At 62.8% G+C, this 22,525-nt stretch carries 19 protein-coding genes; 14 read left to right on the forward strand and 5 right to left on the reverse strand.

Translation table 11 applies throughout. The features are described from left to right. Positions 1-145 precede the first annotated feature (145 nt). The 7 genes from ACYCCG_RS20645 (at position 146) to ACYCCG_RS20675 (ending at position 8,182) form a co-directional block, all read left to right on the forward strand. Positions 146-1,396, forward strand: coding sequence for a D-mannose isomerase (locus ACYCCG_RS20645; RefSeq protein WP_209967784.1), 1,251 nt, complete (start codon positions 146-148; stop codon positions 1,394-1,396). 104 nt (positions 1,397-1,500) lie between these two features. Next, the gene (locus tag ACYCCG_RS20650) at positions 1,501-2,787 is read left to right on the forward strand and encodes an ABC transporter substrate-binding protein (RefSeq protein WP_339443804.1); all 1,287 of its coding nucleotides are present in this window, start codon (positions 1,501-1,503) and stop codon (positions 2,785-2,787) included. A 133-nt stretch (positions 2,788-2,920) separates the two neighbouring features. Further along, on the forward strand, positions 2,921-3,829 hold the full coding sequence (locus ACYCCG_RS20655; protein ID WP_339443803.1) for a carbohydrate ABC transporter permease: 909 nt from the start codon (positions 2,921-2,923) through the stop codon (positions 3,827-3,829). Next, positions 3,822-4,667, forward strand: a complete 846-nt coding sequence (locus tag ACYCCG_RS20660) for a carbohydrate ABC transporter permease (RefSeq protein WP_103470107.1) — start codon at positions 3,822-3,824, stop codon at positions 4,665-4,667. Before ACYCCG_RS20655 ends, ACYCCG_RS20660 begins: the two co-directional genes overlap by 8 nt. Before the next feature lie 3 nt (positions 4,668-4,670). Next, the gene (locus tag ACYCCG_RS20665; RefSeq protein ID WP_209967782.1) at positions 4,671-5,825 is read left to right on the forward strand and encodes an ABC transporter ATP-binding protein; all 1,155 of its coding nucleotides are present in this window, start codon (positions 4,671-4,673) and stop codon (positions 5,823-5,825) included. 41 nt (positions 5,826-5,866) lie between these two features. Beyond that, positions 5,867-7,210 (forward strand): carbohydrate porin, encoded by a 1,344-nt coding sequence (locus ACYCCG_RS20670; RefSeq protein WP_459671589.1) that lies wholly within the window; start codon positions 5,867-5,869, stop codon positions 7,208-7,210. Between the two features lie 117 nt (positions 7,211-7,327). Then, a complete protein-coding gene (locus ACYCCG_RS20675; RefSeq protein ID WP_103463202.1) occupies positions 7,328-8,182 on the forward strand; it encodes a D-hexose-6-phosphate mutarotase in 855 nt (284 codons plus the stop codon). On the opposite strand, the gene hexR is transcribed toward ACYCCG_RS20675, so the two are convergent. After that, positions 8,175-9,038, reverse strand: coding sequence for a MurR/RpiR family transcriptional regulator (gene hexR / locus ACYCCG_RS20680; protein WP_209969915.1), 864 nt, complete (start codon positions 9,036-9,038; stop codon positions 8,175-8,177). The two genes, ACYCCG_RS20675 and hexR, sit on opposite strands and share 8 nt — an antisense overlap. Positions 9,039-9,249: 211 nt before the next feature. Here hexR and zwf point away from each other — a divergent pair, with 211 nt between their 5' ends. The 3 genes from zwf to ACYCCG_RS20695 are packed head-to-tail and all read left to right on the forward strand — an operon-like array spanning position 9,250 to position 12,117. Beyond that, positions 9,250-10,719 carry a glucose-6-phosphate dehydrogenase gene (zwf, locus tag ACYCCG_RS20685; protein WP_459671591.1) on the forward strand — a complete coding sequence of 490 codons (1,470 nt, stop codon included), beginning with the start codon at positions 9,250-9,252 and terminating at the stop codon, positions 10,717-10,719. Beyond that, positions 10,706-11,419, forward strand: coding sequence for a 6-phosphogluconolactonase (gene pgl, locus ACYCCG_RS20690; RefSeq protein WP_459671593.1), 714 nt, complete (start codon positions 10,706-10,708; stop codon positions 11,417-11,419). The genes zwf and pgl overlap by 14 nt, the downstream gene beginning before the upstream one ends. A gap of 17 nt (positions 11,420-11,436) precedes the next feature. Then, entirely contained in the window at positions 11,437-12,117 is a 681-nt protein-coding gene (locus ACYCCG_RS20695) for a bifunctional 4-hydroxy-2-oxoglutarate aldolase/2-dehydro-3-deoxy-phosphogluconate aldolase (protein ID WP_003255037.1), read from the forward strand. Positions 12,118-12,516: 399 nt separating this feature from the next. Here ACYCCG_RS20695 and leuA read toward each other — a convergent pair whose 3' ends face one another. The 4 genes from leuA to ACYCCG_RS20715 form a co-directional block, all read right to left on the reverse strand. After that, positions 12,517-14,190, reverse strand: coding sequence for a 2-isopropylmalate synthase (leuA, locus tag ACYCCG_RS20700; RefSeq protein ID WP_209967775.1), 1,674 nt, complete (start codon positions 14,188-14,190; stop codon positions 12,517-12,519). Positions 14,191-14,612: 422 nt separating this feature from the next. Further along, on the reverse strand, positions 14,613-15,440 hold the full coding sequence (locus ACYCCG_RS20705) for a peptidoglycan DD-metalloendopeptidase family protein (RefSeq protein ID WP_459671596.1): 828 nt from the start codon (positions 15,438-15,440) through the stop codon (positions 14,613-14,615). A gap of 3 nt (positions 15,441-15,443) precedes the next feature. Further along, on the reverse strand, positions 15,444-16,823 hold the full coding sequence (xseA, locus tag ACYCCG_RS20710; protein WP_004575640.1) for an exodeoxyribonuclease VII large subunit: 1,380 nt from the start codon (positions 16,821-16,823) through the stop codon (positions 15,444-15,446). Positions 16,824-16,903: 80 nt separating this feature from the next. Next, positions 16,904-17,782: a LysR family transcriptional regulator gene (locus ACYCCG_RS20715; RefSeq protein WP_339534993.1), complete on the reverse strand. Its 879-nt coding sequence runs from the start codon at positions 17,780-17,782 to the stop codon at positions 16,904-16,906. Between the two features lie 97 nt (positions 17,783-17,879). Between ACYCCG_RS20715 and ACYCCG_RS20720 the strand changes: the two genes are divergently transcribed. From ACYCCG_RS20720 to guaA, 4 genes are all read left to right on the forward strand, one after another. After that, a complete protein-coding gene (locus ACYCCG_RS20720) occupies positions 17,880-18,635 on the forward strand; it encodes a sulfite exporter TauE/SafE family protein (RefSeq protein ID WP_176683691.1) in 756 nt (251 codons plus the stop codon). Positions 18,636-18,682: 47 nt separating this feature from the next. Continuing rightward, a complete protein-coding gene (locus ACYCCG_RS20725) occupies positions 18,683-19,240 on the forward strand; it encodes a sugar ABC transporter ATPase (RefSeq protein WP_103463198.1) in 558 nt (185 codons plus the stop codon). Positions 19,241-19,326: 86 nt separating this feature from the next. Beyond that, entirely contained in the window at positions 19,327-20,796 is a 1,470-nt protein-coding gene (gene guaB, locus ACYCCG_RS20730) for an IMP dehydrogenase (protein ID WP_003255025.1), read from the forward strand. Between the two features lie 78 nt (positions 20,797-20,874). After that, on the forward strand, positions 20,875-22,452 hold the full coding sequence (guaA, locus tag ACYCCG_RS20735; protein ID WP_021781918.1) for a glutamine-hydrolyzing GMP synthase: 1,578 nt from the start codon (positions 20,875-20,877) through the stop codon (positions 22,450-22,452). The last annotated feature ends 73 nt before the right edge of the window (positions 22,453-22,525 follow it).

Consider the following 22,525-nt stretch of genomic DNA (forward strand, 5'->3'; position numbering starts at 1 on the left):
TTGTGGGAGCGGGTTCACCCGCGAAGAGGCCCGTACAGCCACCCGAAATGTCACTGCCCGGTGACAATCCCGCCGTCCTTCGTGACATCCGCCATGACCCCACTGGCTAGAATTCGCAAAAGACTGGCAAGGATCAAGCTGGCCCATGACCCCCCTCAACCTGTCCGTTAACAGTTGGCTCAATGCCCCGGCCCACCACGCTTGGCGCCTGGCCGAAGCACAGCGCTTGCTGGCCTTTGCCAAGGCCGCGAAACTACCCGACGGTTTCGGTAACCTGGATGCCAACGGGCAACTCGCCCCCGGTGCCCGTGCCGAAACCATGAACACCGCCCGCATGACCCATTGCTTCGCCTTGGCCCACCTGCAGGGCATTCCTGGCAGCCTGGCCTATGCCGAGCACGGTGTGGCAGCACTGCGTGGTGCCATGCAGGATGCCACCCACGGCGGTTGGTTCGCCCACCCCGACGGCCACGACGATAGCGGCAAGGCGGCCTACCTGCATGCCTTCGTCGCTCTGGCCGCCAGCTCAGCAGCGGTGGCGGGCGCTGTCGACGCTAGCACGCTACTGGCAGACGCAACCCAGGTGATCGAAGCGCATTTCTGGAGCGAAGAAGAAGGTGCCCTGCGGGAAACCTTCTCCCGCGCCTGGCAGCTCCCCGAGCCGTACCGGGGCGCCAACAGCAACATGCACGCGACCGAGGCCTTTCTGGCCTTGGCAGATGCCACCGGCAACGGCCTGTGGCTGCAACGCGCCCTGCGCATTGCCGAACGCATCATCCATGGCCATGCTGCCGCCAACAGTTATCGGGTGATCGAACATTTCGATCCCCATTGGCAGCCGATGCCGGATTACAACCTCGAACACCCGGCCGACCCCTTCCGGCCTTATGGCACTACACCCGGGCATGCGCTGGAGTGGGCGCGGTTGCTGCTGCACCTGGAAGCCAGCCTTGAACGGGCCGGCCTGTACGCCCCGCAATGGTTGCCGGACAGTGCCCGCGCATTGTTCGACACGGCCTGCCAACAGGCCTGGGGCGTCGATGGCGCCCCGGGTTTCGTCTATACGCTGGACTGGGCTGATCGCCCGGTGGTGCATGCACGACTGCACTGGGTGCACGCCGAGGCCTGCGCCGCTGCGGCAGCCCTGTTGCAACGCACCGGCGAGGCGCATTACGAACAGTGGTACCGCTGCTGCTGGGGCTTTATCGCCAATCATTTCATCGACCCCGTCGGCGGCAGCTGGCACCACGAACTCGATGCGCACAATCAACCGGCGGGCACCCTCTGGCCGGGCAAGCCCGACCTCTATCACGCCTACCAGGCGCTGCTGTTGCCAGGTTTGCCCCTGGCACCCAGCTTGGCCAGCAACCTGGGCGGCAATGTAACCAAACGATGACATTCACGCATCGCTTCGTTACCTGACGAGGCGAGCGCGCTGTTTAGACTTCATGCAACGCAAGCGATCGACTTGCATGGCATAACAACAAGAAAGGTGCCTCGATGAATTCCACGCTCCGTTTCGCTGCCGCAATTTCTTTTGCCTCCTTGATCCCCCTGGGTGCCCAGGCTGCTGACGCCAAAGGCAGCGTCGAAGTGGTGCACTGGTGGACCTCCGGTGGTGAAAAAGCGGCGGTCGATGTGCTCAAGGCCCAGGTCGAAAAAGACGGCTTCATCTGGAAGGACGGCGCCGTCGCCGGTGGCGGTGGTGCCACGGCCATGACCGTGCTGAAGAGCCGCGCCGTCGCAGGCAATCCGCCCGGTGTCGCGCAGATCAAAGGCCCCGACATCCAGGACTGGGCGGCCACCGGCTTGCTCGACACCGATGTGCTCAAGGATGTGGCCAAGGACGAAAAGTGGGACTCGCTGCTCGACAAGAAAGTGGCCGACACCGTGAAGTACGACGGTGACTACGTTGCCGTACCGGTGAACATCCACCGCATCAACTGGCTGTGGATCAACCCCGAAGTGTTCAAGAAGGCCGGCATCGACAAGGCGCCCGCCACCCTCGACGAATTCTACGCCGCCGCCGACAAGCTCAAGGCTGCCGGTTTCATCCCGCTCGCCCATGGTGGCCAACCCTGGCAGGACAGCACCGTGTTCGAAAGCGTGGTGCTGTCGGTGATGGGCGTCGATGGCTACAGGAAGGCCTTGGTCGACCTCGACAACACGGCCCTGACCGGCCCGGACATGGTCAAGGCGCTGACCGAGCTGAAGAAGGTCGCCACCTACATGGACCCGGACGGCAAGGGCCAGGACTGGAACCTGGAAGCCGCCAAGGTCATCAACGGCAAGGCCGGCATGCAGATCATGGGCGACTGGGCCAAGAGCGAATGGACCCTGGCGAAGAAAACCGCCGGCAAGGATTACCAGTGCGTGCCGTTCCCCGGCACCGACAAGGCTTTCCTGTACAACATCGACTCGCTGGTGGTGTTCAAGCAGAACAACGCTGGCACCTCTGCTGGCCAGCAGGACATCGCCCGCAAGGTGCTGGGTGAGGACTTCCAGAAGGTCTTCAGCACCAACAAGGGCTCGATCCCGGTACGCAACGACATGCTTGCCGACATGGGCAAGTATGGTTTCGATGCCTGTGCTCAAACCTCTGCCAAGGACTTCCTGGCCGACGCCAAAACTGGCGGCCTGCAACCGAGCATGGCGCACAACATGGCCACCACGCTGGCCGTGCAGGGCGCGTTCTTCGATGTGGTGACCAACTACATCAACGACCCCAAGGCCGACCCGGCCGATGCGGCGAAGAAGCTGGCGGCGGCGATCAAGGCTGCCCAGTAACGGCTGTTCGCGGGCACGCCCGCTCCCAGATGGGCCCTGCTCACCACTGTTCCTGGTCATGACGCCGGACCTGTGGGAGCGGGCTTGCCCGCGAAGCGGTGCGCAGCACCGCCACTACCTCGGGATCCAAGACATGACTACGACCACCGCCCAACTGCGGGCCTCACCCCTGGACGCGCTTCAGCGCTGGCTGCCCAAGCTGGTGCTGGCACCCAGCATGTTCATCGTGCTGGTGGGCTTCTACGGCTACATCCTCTGGACCTTCGTGTTGTCCTTCACTACCTCGACCTTTCTGCCCACCTACAAGTGGGCGGGCCTTGCGCAATACGCCCGTCTGTTCGACAACGACCGCTGGTGGGTGGCGAGCAAGAACCTGCTTCTGTTCGGCGGCCTGTTCATCGCCATCAGCCTGGCCATCGGTGTGTTGCTGGCGGTGCTGCTGGACCAGCGCATCCGCCGTGAGGGCTTCATTCGCACCATTTACCTGTACCCCATGGCGTTGTCGATGATCGTCACCGGCACCGCGTGGAAATGGCTGCTCAACCCCGGTATGGGCCTGGACAAGCTGTTGCGTGACTGGGGCTGGGAGGGCTTTCGCCTGGACTGGCTGATCGACCCTGACCGGGTCGTGTACTGCCTGGTGATCGCCGCCGTGTGGCAGGCCTCGGGCTTTATCATGGCCATGTTCCTCGCCGGCCTGCGCGGCGTTGACCAATCGATCATCCGCGCCGCACAGATCGACGGTGCCAGCTTGCCGCGCATCTACTGGACTGTAGTGCTGCCCAGCCTGCGCCCAGTGTTCTTCAGCGCGCTGATGATCCTCTCGCACATTGCCATCAAGAGCTTCGACCTGGTGGCGGCAATGACGGCCGGCGGCCCGGGTTACTCGTCCGACCTGCCAGCAATGTTCATGTATTCGTTCACCTTCAGCCGCGGCCAGATGGGCATAGGCTCGGCCAGCGCCATCCTCATGCTCGGGGCGATCCTGGCGATCCTCGTGCCTTACCTGTACTCGGAGCTGCGGAGCAAACGCCATGCATAGTCCTGTCGACAAGCCGGTGCTCAGCCTCAGCCGTATGGCCATCCATGCCGTGTTGCTGATCGCCGTGCTGCTGTATCTGGTGCCGCTGGTGGTGATGCTGCTGACCAGCTTCAAGACCCCCGAAGACATCAGCACCGGCAACCTGCTGAGCTGGCCTGCGGTGATTACCGGCATAGGCTGGGCCAAGGCCTGGGCAGCGGTCAGCGGTTACTTCTGGAACTCGATCATGATCACCGTGCCAGCGGTGTTGATCTCCACCGCTATCGGTGCACTGAACGGCTATGTGCTGTCGATGTGGCGCTTTCGGGGTTCGCAACTGTTCTTCGGCCTGCTGCTGTTCGGCTGCTTCCTGCCGTTCCAGACCGTGCTGCTGCCGGCCTCGTTCACCCTCGGCAAGCTTGGCCTGGCCAGCACCACCAGCGGCCTGGTGCTGGTGCATGTGGTCTACGGCCTGGCCTTCACCACGCTGTTCTTCCGCAACTTCTACGTGAGCATCCCCGACGCGCTGGTCAAGGCCGCACGGTTGGACGGTGCCGGGTTCTTCACCATCTTCCGCCGCATCATCCTGCCGATGTCCACGCCGATCATCATGGTCTGCCTGATCTGGCAGTTCACCCAGATCTGGAACGACTTCCTGTTCGGCGTGGTGTTCTCCAGCGGCGATTCGCAACCGATCACCGTAGCCCTGAACAATCTGGTCAATACCAGCACCGGGGCCAAGGAATACAACGTCGACATGGCGGCAGCGATGATCGCTGGCCTGCCAACCCTGCTGGTCTATGTGGTGGCAGGCAAATATTTCGTGCGCGGGCTGACGGCCGGCGCGGTCAAGGGGTAAGCCATGGCAACGCTCGAACTTCGCAATGTGAACAAAACCTACGGCAGCGGCCTGCCGGACACCCTCAAGGACATCCAGCTGTCGATCAAGGATGGCGAGTTCCTGATCCTGGTGGGGCCGTCGGGCTGCGGCAAGTCGACCCTGATGAACTGTATCGCCGGCCTGGAGCAGATCACCGGCGGCGCCATCCTCATCGACGAGCAGGACGTCAGCGGCATGAGCCCCAAGGACCGCGATATCGCCATGGTGTTCCAGTCCTATGCGCTGTACCCCACCATGAGTGTGCGCGAGAACATCGAGTTCGGCCTGAAGATCCGCAAGCTGCCCCAGGCCGCCATCGACGAGGAAGTGGCGCGGGTGGCCAAGTTGCTGCAGATCGAACACTTGCTGGCGCGCAAGCCGGCGCAGCTGTCCGGCGGCCAGCAGCAGCGCGTGGCCATGGGCCGGGCACTGGCGCGGCGACCCAAGATCTACCTGTTCGATGAACCCCTGTCCAACCTCGATGCCAAGCTGCGGGTCGAAATGCGCACCGAAATGAAGTTGATGCACCAGCGCCTGAAGACCACCACGGTGTACGTCACCCATGACCAGATCGAGGCCATGACCCTGGGCGACAAGGTGGCGGTGATGAAGGACGGCATCATCCAGCAGTTCGGCACCCCGCAGCAGATCTACAACGACCCGGCCAACCAGTTCGTGGCCAGCTTCATTGGTTCGCCGCCGATGAACTTCATTCCGGTGCGTCTGGCCAGGCACGATGGCCGCTTGCTGGCGATGCTCGACAGCGGCCAGGCACGCTGCGAGCTGCCTTTGGGGCTGGCTGCTGACGAGCTGGAGGGGCGCGAGATCATCCTCGGCATCCGCCCTGAGCAGATCGCCCTGGGCGCTGCTGATGGCAATGGTTTGCCGGGTATCCGCGCCGAGGTGCAGGTCACAGAGCCCACCGGGCCGGACCTGCTGGTGTTCGTCACGCTCAACCAGACAAAAGTGTGCTGCCGCCTTGCACCGGATGTGGTGTGCCGGGTGGGTGACACCCTCAACCTGCAATTCGACCCGGCCCGGGTGCTGCTGTTCGACGCCGACAATGGCGAGCGCCTGCACCTGGCCAGCACTGGCGCAACTGCAAAGGACAACGTGGCTCACTTCAAAGGCCGTTGACTCGTCTACACCATCAATAAGAAAAAAGAGGACGCAAAGGGATGGAACAGCGCAAACGCATCAATACACTGGGATCGTTGGCCTTGCTTGCACTTGTAGGCAGCAGCGGTACACAGGCTGCCGAGGCTTTTTCCAGCGAATCAAAATGGATGACCGGCGACTGGGGCGGCACCCGGACCGAGCTGCTGGACAAGGGCTATGACTTCACCCTCGATTATGTGGGCGAGGTGGCTGGCAACCTGCATGGCGGCTACAACGACGACAAGACCGCACGCTACAGCGACCAGTTCGCCCTCGGCGCGCATCTGGACTTGCAGAAGATACTGGGCTGGCATGATGCCGAGTTCAAGCTGGCAATCACCGAGCGAAGCGGTCGCAACCTGTCCAACGACCGCATCAGCGACCCGCGCGCCGGGCAGTTCAGCTCGGTGCAGGAGGTGTGGGGCCGTGGCCAGACCTGGCGCCTGACCCAGATGTGGATCAAGCAGAAGTACTTCGACGGCGCACTGGACGTGAAATTTGGCCGCTTTGGCGAGGGCGAGGACTTCAACAGCTTCCCTTGCGACTTCCAGAACCTGGCCTTCTGCGGCTCGCAGGTGGGCAACTGGGTGGGCGGCATCTGGTACAACTGGCCGGTCAGCCAGTGGGCGCTGCGGGTGAAGTACAACATCACCCCGGAGTTCTTCGTACAGGTCGGGGCCTTCGAGCAGAACCCTTCCAACCTGGAAACCGGCAACGGCTTCAAGCTCAGCGGCAGTGGTACCAAGGGTGCGATCTTGCCGGTGGAAGCGGTGTGGTCGCCCAAGGTCAATGGCCTGCCGGGCGAGTACCGCCTGGGTTACTACTACAGCACGGCCAAGGCTGACGATGTGTTCGACGACGTCAACGGCAACCCGCAGGCGCTGACAGGTGAAGCCTTCAAGTCGCACTCCAGCAAGCACGGATGGTGGGTGGTGGCGCAGCAGCAGGTCACCGCCCACGGCGGCGACGTCAACCGTGGCCTCAGCCTGTTCGCCAACTTCACCGTGCATGACAAGGCCACCAACGTGGTCGACAACTACCAGCAGGTGGGGTTGGTCTACAAAGGCGCTTTCGACGCTCGGCCCAAGGATGACATCGGCTTCGGTGTGGCGCGTATTCATGTGAATGACGACGTGAAGAAGCGCGCCGAGTTGCTCAACGGCCAGGGCGGCATCAACGATTACGACAACCCTGGTTTCGTGCCGCTGCAGCGCACCGAGTACAACGCAGAGCTCTACTACGGCTTCCACGTTACCAACTGGCTGACCGTGCGGCCCAACCTGCAGTACATCAAGAGCCCGGGCGGGGTGGACGAGGTGGATAACGCGCTGGTCGCTGGCTTGAAGATTCAGTCGTCATTCTGAGGGCACTTGTTGTAAATTTACGCCAATCCATTTTCGGTTCCCGGCACCCACTGGTCTGCAGTGGGTGTCCGGGATAGGCCGAGACAGCGCTATCTCGAACAACAAGAGCTCTGAACCATGCCCGAACATCCGCTCCATCGCTTCTTTTCCTCGCAGCGGCCACGGCCGACATTCGAATGGGAGCGTTACCAGCAGCGCGATGTGCTGATCATCGATCATCCCCGTTGCCAGGCGGTGTTCAGCCGCCAGGGCGCGCAGTTGCTGCACTTTCAACCGGCGGGTGAACGGCCGTGGCTGTGGTGCGCCGAACAGTGGCCGCAGGTGGGGGCGATCCGCGGTGGCGTACCGGTGTGCTGGCCCTGGTATGGCTGTCACCCCAGCGAAGACCTGTGGCCGGACCATGGCTGGGCGCGGCTGCTGGACTGGAAACTGGTGGACAGCCGTGAGGACGAGGAGGGCGTGACCCTGAAATGGCGGCTGGACCTGTGCGACTGGCAGGTCGACTTGCATGCCCGGCTAGGTAGCCGTATGGAACTGAGCCTGAGCACCGAACATCAGGACAGCGAACCCTGCCAGCTGAGCCATGCGCTGCTGGCGTACTGGCGCATCAGTGATGTGTCCGAGATAGCGCTGTCCGGGCTGGAAGACATTGAAGGCTACGACCGCCTCAACCGCCAGGCTTGCCGTGAAGATGGCGCGCTGAAGCTCAAGGGCGGCTGTCAGAAGGTCTACCCCGGTACGCCACGGGTGCAATTGCAGGACCCGGCCTGGCAGCGCGAGCTGTGCATCGACACCGGTGACAGCGACGACACCGTGGTCTGGCACCCTGGCAATCGCCCGCTGATGGGGGTGACTGGCCGCGAGTCGCAGCGTTTTGTCTGCGTCGAGGCGACCAGCGGCAGTGGCGAAGGCCTGAGCCTGGCGCCTGGGCAACGTGCGCACCTACGTTTGCAGGCGCACCGGCTCAATTGAGTTCGTCGTCCTCGATCGGGTAGCGGCTGGCGTTGAGGCTTTCCTTGATCTTGCGCAGGTGGGGCTGGAAGTCCACGCCGCGGCGCAGGGTCATGCCGGTGGCCAGCACATCGAGCACGGTCAGCTGGATGATCCGCGAGGTCATCGGCATGTAGATGTCGGTATCTTCCGGCAGCGGGATGTGCAGGCTCAGGCTGCAGGCATTGGCCAGTGGCGAGCCTGCGGCGGTCAGGCCCAGTACCGAAGCGCCGTTTTCACGCGCCACGCGCGCCACTTCGACCAGTTCGCGGGTGCGCCCGGTGTAGGAAATGATCACGAACAGATCGCCGGTGTGGGCGACCGAGGCCAGCATGCGCTGCATCAGTACATCGGCGTGGGCCGACACGGCCAGGTTGAAGCGGAAGAACTTGTGCTGCGCATCCAGGGCCACCGGGGCCGAGGCTCCGAGGCCGAAGAAGTGGATCTGTCGGGCCTGGATCATCATGTCCACGGCGCGGCTGACCTGCTGCGGGTCCAGTTGCTGGCAGGCGCTGTCAAGCGAGGCGATGGCGCTGGCGAAGATTTTCTGGGTGTAGGCGGCCGGGTCATCGTCGGCCTCCACCGCGCGGCTGACATAGGCGGCACCACTGGCCAGGCTCTGCGCCAGTTGCAGCTTGAGTTCGGGGTAGCCGCTGACGCCGAACGAGCGGCAGAAGCGGTTGACGGTCGGTTCGCTGACCTTGGCCGCCTGGGCCAGCGCAGCGATGCTGAAACGGGTGGCTTGTTGCGGGTTGAGCAGGATGACTTCGGCGACTTTGCGTTCGGCCTTGTTCAGCTCGTCGAGGCGGCCCTGGATCTGTTCCAGGAGGTTTCGCACGCGGTCCATGGGTGTGTCCTTGGGTCGGGAAGACAGCCGGCTGTGGGATCAGCAGGCTTTTTGCACGGTCGTCTATCGTACTGTCGGTGCGGTTGGCGTACCACTTGTCTGTAACACTAGTGTGTAATGTTGTGGTTTTTACTACATTATCCCTTGAAAACCGTGTGTGAAAGCGGTATTCCTAGACCAACTTTAGGAAAGAACCAACATCATGGCTGCAATCAGTGTCGAACCTTGCACCTTTGCCCTGTTTGGCGCCCTCGGCGACCTGGCATTGCGCAAGCTGTTTCCTGCGCTCTACCAGCTCGACCGGGCCAACCTGTTGCACCCGGACACCCGCCTGCTGGCCCTGGCCCGCGAGGCCGGCAGTGCGCAGGAGCACCTGGACAGCATCGAAGCCCACCTGCGCCGGCACGTGCCCGAGGCAGATATCGAGCCTGCCGCGCTGGGTCGCTTCCTCGCCCGCCTGAGTTACCAGCATCTGGACTTCCTTCAGCCCGAGGGCTATCAGGCCCTTGCCGAGCAACTGCCGGGTGAGCTGCCGCTGATCGCCTACTTCGCCACGGCGGCGGCGGTGTATGGGGCCATCTGCGAAAACCTCGACAAGGTCGGGCTGGCTGCGCGCACCCGGGTAGTGCTCGAGAAACCTATTGGCCACGACCTGGAGTCGTCGCGCCGGGTCAACGATGCCGTGGCGCGGTTCTTCCCTGAAAGCCGGGTCTACCGCATCGACCACTACCTGGGCAAAGAGACGGTGCAGAGCCTGATTGCCCTGCGCTTCGCCAATAGCCTGTTCGAAACCCAGTGGAACCAGAATTCCATCTCCCATGTGGAGATTACCGTGGCGGAAAAGGTCGGTATCGAGGGCCGTTGGGGCTATTTCGACAAGGCCGGCCAGCTGCGCGACATGATCCAGAACCACCTGCTGCAGTTGCTGTGCCTGATCGCCATGGACCCGCCCAGCGAACTGTCTGCCGATGCCATCCGTGACGAGAAGGTGAAAGTGCTCAAGGCCCTGGCACCGATCACCGGCGACGGCCTGAGCACCAGTGTGGTGCGCGGCCAGTACATTGCCGGCTACAGCGAAGGCAAGCCGGTGCCCGGTTACCTGGAAGAAGACAACGCCAACGCCCAGAGCGACACCGAAACCTTCGTCGCCCTGCGCGCCGACATCCGTAACTGGCGCTGGTCGGGCGTGCCGTTCTACCTGCGAACCGGCAAGCGCATGCCGCAAAAACTGTCGCAGATCGTCATTCACTTCAAGGAAACGCCGCACTACATCTTCGCCCCGGAACAGCGTTTGCAGATCGGTAACAAGCTGATCATCCGCCTGCAACCGGACGAAGGCATTTCTTTACGGGTGATGACCAAGGAGCAGGGCCTGGACAAGGGCATGCAACTGCGCAGTGGCCCATTGCAGCTGAATTTTTCCGATGCCTGGCGCAGTGCAAGAATTCCGGATGCCTACGAGCGGCTGTTGCTCGAAGTGATGCGTGGCAACCAGAACCTGTTCGTGCGCAAGGACGAAATCGAGTATGCCTGGAAGTGGTGCGACCAGTTGATCGCCGGTTGGCGTAATGCGGGCGACGCGCCCAAGCCATACGCGGCGGGCTCCTGGGGGCCGATGAGCTCGATTGCACTGATCACACGCGATGGGAGGGCGTGGTATGGGGATATCTGAATTGAAACTGCCAGCGGCCGTGAAGGCTCATGAACTGGCGGATGCCAAGGCACTGTCCGTGACCTTGGCTCATGATGTGGCTGAGCGCCTGCGTACTGCGATTGCCGCCAAGGGGCAGGCCTGTGTGGTGTTGTCTGGCGGTCGCAGCCCGGTGCCGTTCCTGGAGAAGCTGGCCAGCGAGCGCCTGGACTGGGCCAAGGTCATCGTCAGCCCGGCTGATGAGCGCTGGGTGCCGGTGGAGCACGCCGACAGCAATGCCGGCCTGCTGGCCCGCCACCTGTTGAAGGGCGAAGCGGCCAAGGCCCGCTTCGTTGGCCTGTACCAGCAGGCGGAGAACCTTGATGCCGCTGCGCTCAAGGCTGATCAGGCCTTGGCCGAGCTACCGCCGATCGACGTGCTGGTGCTGGGCATGGGCGATGATGGCCATACCGCCTCGCTGTTCCCCGCCAGTCCCAACCTGGAAGCAGGCCTGGACTCGGCCGGCCCACGCCGCTGCCTGCCGTTGCTGGCGCCGAGCGTGCCGCACCAGCGCCTGTCGATGACCCGTTCGCTGTTGGCCAGTGCTGCCTTCATCGCGCTGTCTGTGCAAGGCCAGAGCAAACTCGCTACCCTGCGCGCCGCGCTGGCGGGCAACGACCTTACTGAAATGCCGATTCGCGCTTTTCTTCACGACCCCCTGGACATCTACTGGTGCCCATGAGCCAAGGATCCACAGTCATGACCACCCTTGAACGCCCACAGCCCAAGCTCTCGATGGCTGATAAAGCCGCGCGGATCGACGCCATTTGCAAAAAGGCGCGCATCCTGCCGGTAATCACCATTGCTCGTGAGGAAGACATCCTGCCGCTGGCTGATGCCCTGGCCGCTGGCGGCATCCGTACCCTGGAAGTGACCCTGCGCTCCCAGCATGGCCTCAAGGCCATTCAGGTGCTGCGTGAGCAGCGCCCGGAGCTGTGTGTCGGTGCCGGTACCGTGCTCGACCGCAGCATGTTCGCAGCGGTTGAAGCTGCGGGCGCGCAGTTCGTCGTTACTCCAGGCATTACCCAGGACATTCTCGAAGCGGGCGTGGACAGTGAAATTCCGCTGTTGCCGGGCATCAGTACGCCGTCCGAAATCATGATGGGCTATGCCTTGGGTTACCGCCGGTTCAAGTTGTTCCCGGCGGAGATCAGTGGCGGCGTAGCGGCGATCAAGGCCTTTGGTGGCCCATTCGGCGATATTCGTTTTTGTCCCACCGGCGGTGTAAACCCGGCCAACGTGCGCAACTACATGGCACTGCCAAACGTGATGTGCGTGGGGGGGACCTGGATGCTCGACAGCAGTTGGATCAAGAACGGTGACTGGGCGCGGATCGAAGCGTGCAGTGCTGAGGCGATGGCGCTGCTGGACGCCAACTGAATCAGTTGTGTGCTTTACGGCTTGTGGGGCGCTTGGTCGGCGCCCCTTTTTTTTGCCTGGGATATTTGCATTGGTTGTGCTGGCCTTTTCGCGGGTAAACCCGCTCCTACACACTGATCTGCGGTGGACGCACCGGGGGGTTGGACACAGGCCGTTGCAGGAGCGGGTTTACCCGCGAATGGGCCGGGTCTGCGGGCCAATATCCCTGGCCGTTCACCGTTGCCGTGGCCTCCGTATTCGCGGGTAAACCCGCTCCTACACCTGATCGGTGGTGGACACACACTGGTGATTGGGCGCAGGCCTTTGTAGGAGCGGGTTTACCCGCGAAAAGGCCAGTCCAGGCCCACAAAAAAAGCCCGCATCAAACGATGCGGGCTTTCTCATTCCTCATTCCAGGCTTCAGGCCGCCTTGGCTTCCTGCTGGCTCAGCGAGCGGTTCAGCGCGCTGAACAGGGCCTTGAAGCTGGCCGTGGTGATGTTCTCATCGATACCCACGCCATGCACCGGACGGCCACCGGCTACACGCAGTTCAATGTAGGCCGCGGCCTTGGCATTGGTGCCAGCGCCAATGGCGTGCTCGTTGTAGTCCATGATCTCTACGGCAACCGGCAGGCCGGCCACCAGTGCTTCCAGGGCGCCGTTGCCCTTGCCGCGCCAGTGCAGGGTGGTTTCGCCTTCACCGGCAACTTCCACTTCCACGGCGCTGTGGCCGTTTTCTTCCTGCAGGCGATGGCTGACCAGTGCGTATGGCGCGTTGGCCTGGAGGTACTCCTTGTGCAGCAGGCTGTAGATCTGCTGGGCGGTCATTTCCAGGCCCAGGCGGTCGGTCTCACCCTGCACCACCTGGCTGAATTCGATCTGCATGCGACGCGGCAGGCTGATGCCATATTCCTGCTCGAGCAGGTAGGTGATACCGCCTTTGCCCGACTGGCTGTTGACGCGGATTACCGCTTCGTAGCTGCGGCCGATGTCGGCCGGGTCGATTGGCAGGTAAGGCACCTCCCACAGTTCCCCATCCTGCTGCTTGGCGAAGCCCTTGCGGATGGCGTCCTGGTGCGAGCCGGAGAACGCGGTATGGACCAGGTCGCCCACATACGGGTGACGTGGGTGTACCGGCAACTGGTTGCACTCTTCGACCACCTTGCGCACGCCGTCGATGTCGGAGAAGTCCAGCAACGGGTCGATGCCCTGGGTGTAGAGGTTCAGAGCCAAAGTCACCAGGTCGACGTTACCGGTACGCTCGCCGTTGCCGAACAGGCAGCCTTCGGTACGGTCGGCGCCGGCCATGAGGCCCAGTTCGGTGGCAGCGATACCGGTGCCACGGTCGTTGTGGCAGTGCAGGCTGATGATCACGCTGTCGCGGCGGCTGATGTTGCGGCAGAACCACTCGATCTGGTCGGCGTAGATATTTGGCGTGGACACTTCCACGGTGGCCGGCAGGTTGAGGATGATCTTGTGTTCAGGGGTAGGGTTCCACACCTCGATGACCGCGTCACAGACTTCCTTGGCGAACTCCATTTCAGTGGCGCTGAAGGTTTCTGGCGAGTACTGGAAGGTCCACTGGGTTTCCGGCTGCTGGGCGGCGTACTTGACGAACAGTTTGGCCGCGTTCACCGCGATGTCCTTCACGCCTTGCTTGTCCTGATTGAAGACGATGCGGCGGAACGACGGGCTGGTGGCGTTGTACAGGTGGACGATGGCCTTCTTCGCACCACGCAGCGACTCGAAGGTGCGGGCAATCAGGTCTTCACGTGCCTGGGTGAGCACCTGGATGGTGGTGTCATCCGGGATGTGGCCGTCCTCGATCAGGGTGCGCACGAAGTCGAAATCGGTTTGCGAGGCAGACGGGAACGAGGCTTCGATCTCCTTCACGCCAACCTGCACCAAGGTCTTCCAGAAGCGCAGTTTCTTCTCCGAGTCCATCGGCTCGATCAGCGACTGGTTGCCATCACGCAGGTCGGAGCTGCACCAGATAGGTGCCTGGGTGATGGTCTTCGACGGCCAGGTACGGTCAGGCAGGTCGATGGTCGGGAAAGCGCGGTACTTCTTCGAAGGGTCTTTGAGCATGGTCATGGAAGCAATCCTTTTGTGTGCGGCCGAGATCGGGCCTGCCGAGCGATAACGATATGAAGAGGCGAGGCGACGCGATTCAGCCTGGTAGTCGGGCGCTGACCAGGCAGAGGCTGCGATGTTGTCGGAGCAGGATGAGGGTGCTGAAGGTTTTCATGCCTTCAAACTTAACCAGTGGGGTGGGGGATGGCAAGCGTTCGGGAAAAATTGAGAGGAATGCTTAAAAAAAGCCATTAAGCGAGATTTTATGGCTTTATTTGGCTGAGTGCTTCGTTGCTTTTGCGCGGTATTTTTCGATGGCGCAACACAATCGAATTAATGCCAGCAGTGCTGGCCCATTCGCGGGTAAACCCGCTCCTACAGGTACGCGGCCCCTTGTAGGAGCGGGTTTACCCGCGAATGGGCCGGCCCAGGCAGCGCAACGTTCAGGGCTGGAACGCGCCAATGAAAATCGCCGGGTCCACCCGCGCATCGTTCAGGCTGACGTTCCAGTGCATATGCGGCCCGGTCGCCCGCCCGGTCGAGCCCACGCGCCCGACCACCTCGCCACGACGCAGTTGCTGCCCGACCTGCACATCGATCTTCGACATGTGGCAGAACATGCTGATGAAGCCCTGCCCATGGTCGACGAACACCGTGCGGCCGTTGAAGAAATAATCCCCCAGCAGAATCACTTTGCCATTGGCGGGTGTCTTGATCGGCGTGCCCGCCGGTACCGCAAAGTCCAGCCCGGCATGCGGGTTGCGTTCTTCGCCATTGAAGAAGCGGCGCACGCCGAACTTGCTCGACAGCGGGCCGTTGACCGGCTTGTCGAGAATCAGGTTGCTCGGCAGGTTCGGGCTGAAGCTGCGGTAGGCCTTGATCTGCTCGGCCAGCTCGCGATCGATGCGCTTGAGGTCGGCCGGGTTCGGGTTGACCTGGCGAGTGTTCTTCAGGGTGATGCGCTGCTCAGGGTACTTCTTGCTGCCTACGCTGAAAGGCAAGGTGCGCCCGCCCTGGTTCAGCACTGCAGTGCCGGGCTTCTGGGTCAGCGGGATGCCGACGATGGCCAGCCAGTTGTCCTGCTCCTTCACCACCAGCACCGGCTTGCCGTCGAAACGGGCGCTGGGTGCGTTGGCGGCGGGGCCCAGGTCGACGACTGCCACACCGCCGGGTACCGGTTTGTTCAGTGTGCGGGTGATGTAGCTGCCCTGGGCGCCGCCGGCCAGCAGCAGCAGGGAAAGGGCAAGCAGGGGCGCGAGCATGCGGGGCATGTGTCAGTCCAGTAATGAGAGGGTGACCGGGGTCAGGTGGTTGTCTTCGACCCGCACCAGCAGCTCGCCTTCGTTCAGGCGGGCGGTCAGGCGTTGGCCGTTGCGGGTCTGTTCGGCGCTGCGAATGGCCTGGCCTTGTTCATCCAGCAAAATGCTGTATCCGCGGGCCAGGGTGGCCAGCGGACTGACCACCTGCAGTGTCTGCAGCTGGGCCTGGAACCGCTGGCGACGGTCCTTGAGCACCTCGCGCATGGCCCGTGGCAGGCGCTCGGCCAGGCTGTCCAGGCGCTGGTTCAGCAGCTTCAGGTTACGCCCCGGATGCTGCGCGGCCAGGCGGGCGTCCAGGCGTGCCAGGCGTTCGCGGCGCTGGTTGAGGTTGAGCATGAACGCGCGGCGCAGGCGCATGTCCAGGTCGTCCAGGCGTTGGGCCTGCTGGCGCAAACGCTCGCCTGGGTGACGCAGGCGCCGGGTGAGTGATTCCAGGCGCAGGCGGTCGTGGGTCAGGCGGTTCTGCATGCGCAGTAGCAGGCGCCGTTGCAGGCCATCCAGGCGTTGCCGAAGGCCGCTGTTGTCAGGGGCCAGCAGCTCGGCGGCAGCCGACGGGGTGGGCGCGCGCACGTCAGCCACGAAGTCGCTGATCGACACGTCGGTTTCATGGCCCACGGCGCTGACAATTGGCGTGACGCAGGCGGCCACGGCACGCGCCACGGCTTCCTCGTTGAAACACCACAGGTCTTCCAGCGAACCACCACCACGCGCCAGGATCAGCGCATCGAAGCCGAGGCTGTCGGCCAGGCGGATGGCGCGTACGATCTGCGCGATGGCTTCGCGACCCTGTACCGCTGTAGGGATCAGGTTCAGCTCCACCTGCGGCGCGCGGCGGCCGAACACGCTGATGATGTCGCGGATCACCGCGCCAGTGGGCGAGGTGATGATGCCGATGCGCTGCGGGTGAGCCGGCAGCGGCTTCTTCCGTTCGGTGCTGAACAGCCCCTCGGCACCGAGCTTTTCCTTCAGGGCCTCGAAAGCCAGGCGCAGCGCGCCATCACCGGCTGGCTCGACGGTGTCGAGAATCAGTTGGTAGTCGCCACGCCCCTCGAACAGCGAAACCTTGCCACGCACCCGCACCGCCAGGCCGTCGCGCAGCGCCTGGCGTACCCGCGTGGCGTTCTGCCGGAACAACGCGCAACGCACCTGGGCGCCGCTGTCCTTGAGGGTGAAGTACATGTGGCCGGACGCCGGGCGGGCGAGATTGGAGATTTCGCCTTCCACCCACACACTGCGGAAAACGTCTTCCAGCAGCACGCGGGCGCGGCCGTTGAGTTGGCTGACGGTAAGGACCTCGCGGTCCAGCCCGAGTCGTTCGAAAGGGTCTTTGATCATGGCAGGCATCATAAATGACATCGGCCCCGGTTGTCTGTCCCGGGCCCTGTTGGAGCGGGTGCACCGGCGAAGAACAAGGTTCAGCCCTGCAGGGCCGTTACGAACTGCCTGGCTATCTGCCCCGCATCGCGGCGACAGGCCAGCGCCACTGTGCTCTGGCAATCCCCTTGCAGCGCCACGAAACTGACCGAAGCGGGTGCGATCTGCCGCATGCACGCTGGCAACAACGCCACCCCAAACCCCGCCTGTATCAGCTGCAATTGCGTGGTCTTGCGCGACAGTACCTGCGCCGCCTTCGGGAAGAATCCTGCCTCCATGCACAACGAGGCAGACAAGTAGCTCAAACCACCGCGATCCCGGTGCGGGATGGAAATGAAGCGTTCTTCCTTCAGTTGCTCCAGTTGCACGTGCTGAGTACCCGCCAAGGGGTGTCCAGCGGCGACCGCCAGCAACAAGGGTTCGTCGAACAATTCATGCAGCACCACGCCTTCATGCTGGCGCAGCACCGGCAAGCGTAACAGGCCGATATCCAGCCGTCCGGCAGCAATGCCTTCCAGCTGTGCTTCCGATGACTGCTGCGCAATCTCCAGCGAAACCCCTGGGTTGTGCTTCAGGTAGTTCCCCAGGCGAGCCAGAAGCCCGCCGGTCAGCGGCACGGTGCTGGAATGGTTCAGGCGCAAGCTGCCTTGCAACCCTTGGCCAATGTCACGGGTAACCCGCTCAGCCTGTGCCAGGTCAGCCAGCAAGCGTCGCGCCCGTTCAAGAAAGGCCTGACCGGCCAGCGTCAGGCGAGGCAGGCGCGCCGTGCGTTCGAACAGCGGCGTGCCCAGTTGCTGCTCCAGCTCCTTGATCTGCCGGCTAAGGGCCGACTGGGCGACGTACAGTCGCTCGGCTGCACTGCTGAAACTGCCGCACTCGGCGATCTCCACGAAGTAACGCAACTGTCGGATCGACGTCATGTCATGCCTTTTCGAGATGGCTTAGGGGATAAAGGCATATTAGTCGGCATGGCTCATGGCTGGCTAACCTTTGCCTGTCTTCCCAGGAACTGCTGCCATGCTTGCCCAACTGTCGTTTTCCGGCCTTGACTGGCTGCCGATCCTGTTCGCCATTGCCGCGGCCTACATCGTCTTCGGCATCGCCGGCTTTGGTACTGCACTGGTGGCGGGGCCGGTGCTGATTCACTTCATGCCGTTGTCACGCATCATCCCGTTGCTGGTGCTGCTGGATTTCGTGGCCGCGTTCGGCAACCTGCTGCCGTCACGCCGGGATGTGGTACGCAGTGAATTGCTGCGGCTGCTGCCCTTCATGGCCTTGGGTTGTACGTTGGGCGTGGTGTTCCTGCTGCAACTGAAGTCCGACCTGTTGCTGCTGTTGATGGGGCTATTCGTGACCGCCTATGCACTTTACGGGCTGGCAGTGAAAGTGAGGCCAGCCAGCCTGTCCGGCTTCTGGGCGGTGCCGATGGGCACGGCAGGCGGGTTGTTCGGGGCTTTGTTCGGCAGCGGTGGATTTCTTTATGCCCTTTACCTGAGTGCACGGCTGGAGGTGAAGGAACAGGTACGCGCCACCCAGAGCGCGCTGATCAGCTGCAGTACGATAGTGCGTCTGTCGCTGTTCCTGATCGCCGGTGTCTATGCCGAGCAAAGCCTGCTGCTGCTCGCCGCCTGCCTGCTGCCTGTCATGTTCATTGGCCTTTGGGTAGGGCGTCGGTTGACCAACCGGTTGTCCCGCGAAGCGTTCGTACGGCTGGTCACCTGGCTGGTGCTGGCCAGCGGCCTGGCGCTGATTGGTCGCTACCTGAGCGCCTGAGCGGTAGAATTGCGTCATCACCGGCGTTTTTCAGGCTTGTCCCGTTCATGAACACCCAGAGCATCATCGTTCCAAAGCTGTCTACCGTCCCGGTGCATGAAGCCCGCTCCCGCGCCATCCTGCGCTGGCTGGTGCGCGAAAAAGTCGTCGAGGAGCAACTGACCACCTGCGGTCGCACCGGCAACCGCATGGGCCATGCCTTGGCGGCAGGGGCGCGCAAAGTGGCCCTGCACCCGGAAAAACTGCCCTTCGGCGAGCCGGTCAACGGCCTGGAAGTGATGCTCAAGCGCTGCATCTATACCCCCACCGAAGGCTTCCTCGAAGAAGCCGGTTGCCCGGAGTGCCGGCGCGAGGTGGGTGAGCCGTTGTTCGAAAGCCTGGAAGAGTGGATGCCGGCGGTGAGCGACAACTTTACCTGCCCGCTGTGCGGCTTCGAAGATGACATCAATGGCTTCATTTACCTGCAGCCATGTGCCTTTTCCAACCTGGGGTTCATCTTCAACAACTGGGGCGAGGCCGGGTTCACCCAGGCCTTTCTCGACAGCTTCGCCGACTGGCTCGACCAGCCAGTGGCCGTGGTGCAGGTAAAACTGCCACAAGCCTGACCGAAGGCCCTTATTTTGCATTGAGCGGCGCGCCATGCATGAGTATAATGGCGCGCTTCCATTTTTCCCGCCCGGGAGCCCCCGCGATGCTGCGTATCAGCCAAGAAGCCCTGACCTTCGACGATATCCTCCTTGTACCTGGCTATTCCGAGGTACTGCCCAATGAAGTCAGTCTCAAGACCCGTTTGACCCGTGGCATCGAGCTGAACATTCCGCTGGTTTCCGCTGCCATGGATACCGTGACCGAAGCGCGTCTGGCCATTGCCATGGCTCAGGAAGGCGGTATCGGCATCATCCACAAGAACATGACCATCGAACAACAGGCCGGCGAAGTGCGCAAGGTCAAGAAGTTCGAGGCTGGCGTGGTCAAGGACCCGATCACCATCGACGCTGATGCCACTGTGCGCGACCTGTTCGAGCTGACCCGCCTGAACAACATCTCCGGTGTGCCAGTACTGGCCAACGGCGACCTGGTCGGCATCGTCACCTCCCGTGACGTGCGCTTCGAAAATCGCCTGGACGCCAAGGTCCGCGACGTGATGACGCCGAAAGAGCGTCTGGTCACCGTCCGCGAAGGCGCCGACAAGAACGAAGTTCGCGAGCTGCTGCACAAGCATCGCCTGGAAAAAGTCCTGATCGTTGACGACAAGTTCAACCTCAAGGGCATGATGACCGTCAAGGACATCGAAAAGGCCAAGGCTTACCCGCTGGCCAGCAAGGACGACCAGGGTCGTCTGCGCGTCGGCGCCGCCGTCGGCACCGGCAAGGACACCGGCGAGCGCGTTGCTGCCCTGGTGGCGGCTGGCGTTGATGTCGTCGTCGTCGACACTGCCCACGGCCACTCCAAAGGTGTGATCGACCGCGTACGCTGGGTGAAAGAAACCTACCCGCAAGTGCAGGTGATCGGCGGCAACATCGCCACCGGCGCTGCCGCCAAGGCCCTGGCCGAAGCGGGTGCCGATGCGGTCAAGGTCGGTATCGGCCCTGGCTCTATCTGCACCACCCGTATCGTTGCCGGTGTCGGCGTGCCGCAAATCAGCGCCATCGCCAACGTCGCCGCAGCACTGGAAGGCACTGGCGTGCCACTGATCGCTGACGGCGGTATCCGCTTCTCCGGCGACCTGTCCAAGGCCATCGTTGCCGGTGCGTCCTGCGTGATGATGGGCTCGATGTTCGCCGGTACCGAAGAGGCCCCGGGTGAAGTCGAACTGTTCCAGGGCCGTTCCTACAAGGCTTACCGCGGCATGGGCTCGCTGGGTGCCATGGCGCAGGCGCAGGGCTCGTCCGACCGTTACTTCCAGGACTCCTCGGCCGGCGCCGAGAAGCTGGTGCCGGAAGGCATCGAAGGCCGCGTTCCTTACAAAGGCGCCCTGGCCGCGATCATCCACCAGCTGATGGGCGGCCTGCGTTCGTCCATGGGCTACACCGGCAGCGCAACCATCGAAGAAATGCGCACCAAGCCGGAGTTCGTGCGTATCACCGGTGCCGGCATGGCCGAGTCCCACGTGCACGACGTGCAAATCACCAAAGAAGCCCCTAACTACCGCGTAGGCTGAGGCTTCCAGCTACTACATAAAGCGGGGCTGTCATGACAGCCCCGCGTCGTTTCCGATTTCCACTGACGAGATTGAGTCATGGCCCTCGACATTCACGCTCACCGCATCCTGATCCTCGATTTCGGTTCCCAGTACACCCAGCTGATCGCCCGCCGCGTGCGCGAAATCGGCGTGTACTGCGAACTGCACCCGTTCGACATGGACGATGAAGCGATCCGCGAATTCAACCCGCGCGGCATCATCCTCGCCGGCGGCCCCGAGTCGGTCCACGAGGCCAACAGCCCGCGCGCTCCGCAGGCTGTGTTTGACCTGAATGTGCCTGTGCTGGGTATCTGCTACGGCATGCAGACCATGGCCGAGCAGATGGGCGGCAAGGTAGAAGGTTCCGACCTGCGTGAGTTCGGCTATGCCCGCGTGGACGTTGTCGGCAAGAGCCGCCTGCTCGATGGCATCGAAGACCACGTTGACGACGATGGCGTGCTGGGCCTGGACGTGTGGATGAGCCACGGTGACAAGGTCACCCAGATGCCTTCCAACTTCAGCATTCTGGCCAGCACCCCAAGCTGCCCGATCGCCGGGATGTACGACGACGCCCGCGGCTACTACGGCGTGCAGTTCCACCCGGAAGTGACCCACACCAAGCAAGGTGGTCGCATCCTGTCCCGTTTCGTGCAGGACATCTGCGGCTGTGAAGCCCTGTGGACGGCGTCCAACATCGTTGAAGACGCCATCGCCCAGGTGCGTGCGCAAGTCGGTTCGGCCAACGTTCTGCTGGGCCTGTCCGGCGGCGTCGACAGCTCGGTGGTTGCCGCGCTGCTGCACCGTGCCATCGGCGACCAGCTGACCTGCGTATTCGTCGACAACGGCCTGCTGCGCCTGCACGAAGGCGACCAGGTGATGGCCATGTTCAAAGAGAACATGGGCGTCAAGGTGATCCGCGCCGACGCTGAAAAGCAGTTCCTCGACAACCTGGCCGGCGAAGCCGACCCGGAGAAGAAGCGCAAGATCATCGGCCGCACCTTCATCGACGTGTTCGATGCCGAAGCCAGCAAGCTGGAAAACATCCAGTTCCTCGCCCAGGGCACCATCTACCCGGACGTGATCGAGTCGGCTGGCGCCAAGAGCGGCAAGGCCCACGTGATCAAGTCGCACCACAACGTCGGCGGCCTGCCGGAGGAGATGAACCTCAAGCTGGTCGAGCCGCTGCGTGAACTGTTCAAGGACGAAGTGCGCAAGATCGGCCTGGAGCTGGGCCTGCCGTACGACATGGTCTACCGCCACCCGTTCCCGGGCCCTGGCCTGGGTGTGCGTATCCTCGGTGAAGTGAAGAAGGAATACGCCGACATCCTGCGTCGCGCCGACCACATCTTCATCGAAGAACTGCGCAAGGCCGACTGGTACCACAAGACCAGCCAGGCGTTCGTGGTGTTCCAGCCGGTCAAGTCGGTCGGCGTCGTCGGCGACGGCCGTCGCTACGCCTGGGTCGTGGCCCTGCGTGCCGTCGAGACAGTGGACTTCATGACCGCGCGTTGGGCACACCTGCCGTACGAGCTGCTGGAAACCGTCAGCGGTCGTATCATCAACGAAATCGACGGTATCTCGCGCGTTACCTACGACGTGTCGAGCAAGCCACCTGCCACTATCGAGTGGGAGTGATCGGGTAGCCAGCTCAGGCTGGCACCCGCAGGACGGATACACCAGAAAGCCCGCATGATTGCGGGCTTTCTGG

It is taken from the genome of Pseudomonas sp. VEM90 (genome assembly GCF_054611535.1).

Excerpts from the sequence above, each read along its gene's own strand:
- ACYCCG_RS20645 (WP_209967784.1), top strand. The coding sequence starts at position 146 with ATGACCCCCCTCAACCTGTCCGTTAACAGTTGGCTCAATGCCCCGGCC.
- ACYCCG_RS20650 (WP_339443804.1), top strand. The coding sequence starts at position 1,501 with ATGAATTCCACGCTCCGTTTCGCTGCCGCAATTTCTTTTGCCTCCTTG.
- ACYCCG_RS20655 (WP_339443803.1), top strand. The coding sequence starts at position 2,921 with ATGACTACGACCACCGCCCAACTGCGGGCCTCACCCCTGGACGCGCTT.
- ACYCCG_RS20660 (WP_103470107.1), top strand. The coding sequence starts at position 3,822 with ATGCATAGTCCTGTCGACAAGCCGGTGCTCAGCCTCAGCCGTATGGCC.
- ACYCCG_RS20665 (WP_209967782.1), top strand. The coding sequence starts at position 4,671 with ATGGCAACGCTCGAACTTCGCAATGTGAACAAAACCTACGGCAGCGGC.
- ACYCCG_RS20670 (WP_459671589.1), top strand. The coding sequence starts at position 5,867 with ATGGAACAGCGCAAACGCATCAATACACTGGGATCGTTGGCCTTGCTT.
- ACYCCG_RS20675 (WP_103463202.1), top strand. The coding sequence starts at position 7,328 with ATGCCCGAACATCCGCTCCATCGCTTCTTTTCCTCGCAGCGGCCACGG.
- zwf (WP_459671591.1), top strand. The coding sequence starts at position 9,250 with ATGGCTGCAATCAGTGTCGAACCTTGCACCTTTGCCCTGTTTGGCGCC.
- pgl (WP_459671593.1), top strand. The coding sequence starts at position 10,706 with ATGGGGATATCTGAATTGAAACTGCCAGCGGCCGTGAAGGCTCATGAA.
- ACYCCG_RS20695 (WP_003255037.1), top strand. The coding sequence starts at position 11,437 with ATGACCACCCTTGAACGCCCACAGCCCAAGCTCTCGATGGCTGATAAA.
- leuA (WP_209967775.1), bottom strand. The coding sequence starts at position 14,190 with ATGACCATGCTCAAAGACCCTTCGAAGAAGTACCGCGCTTTCCCGACC.
- ACYCCG_RS20705 (WP_459671596.1), bottom strand. The coding sequence starts at position 15,440 with ATGCCCCGCATGCTCGCGCCCCTGCTTGCCCTTTCCCTGCTGCTGCTG.
- xseA (WP_004575640.1), bottom strand. The coding sequence starts at position 16,823 with ATGATCAAAGACCCTTTCGAACGACTCGGGCTGGACCGCGAGGTCCTT.
- ACYCCG_RS20715 (WP_339534993.1), bottom strand. The coding sequence starts at position 17,782 with ATGACGTCGATCCGACAGTTGCGTTACTTCGTGGAGATCGCCGAGTGC.
- ACYCCG_RS20720 (WP_176683691.1), top strand. The coding sequence starts at position 17,880 with ATGCTTGCCCAACTGTCGTTTTCCGGCCTTGACTGGCTGCCGATCCTG.
- ACYCCG_RS20725 (WP_103463198.1), top strand. The coding sequence starts at position 18,683 with ATGAACACCCAGAGCATCATCGTTCCAAAGCTGTCTACCGTCCCGGTG.
- guaB (WP_003255025.1), top strand. The coding sequence starts at position 19,327 with ATGCTGCGTATCAGCCAAGAAGCCCTGACCTTCGACGATATCCTCCTT.
- guaA (WP_021781918.1), top strand. The coding sequence starts at position 20,875 with ATGGCCCTCGACATTCACGCTCACCGCATCCTGATCCTCGATTTCGGT.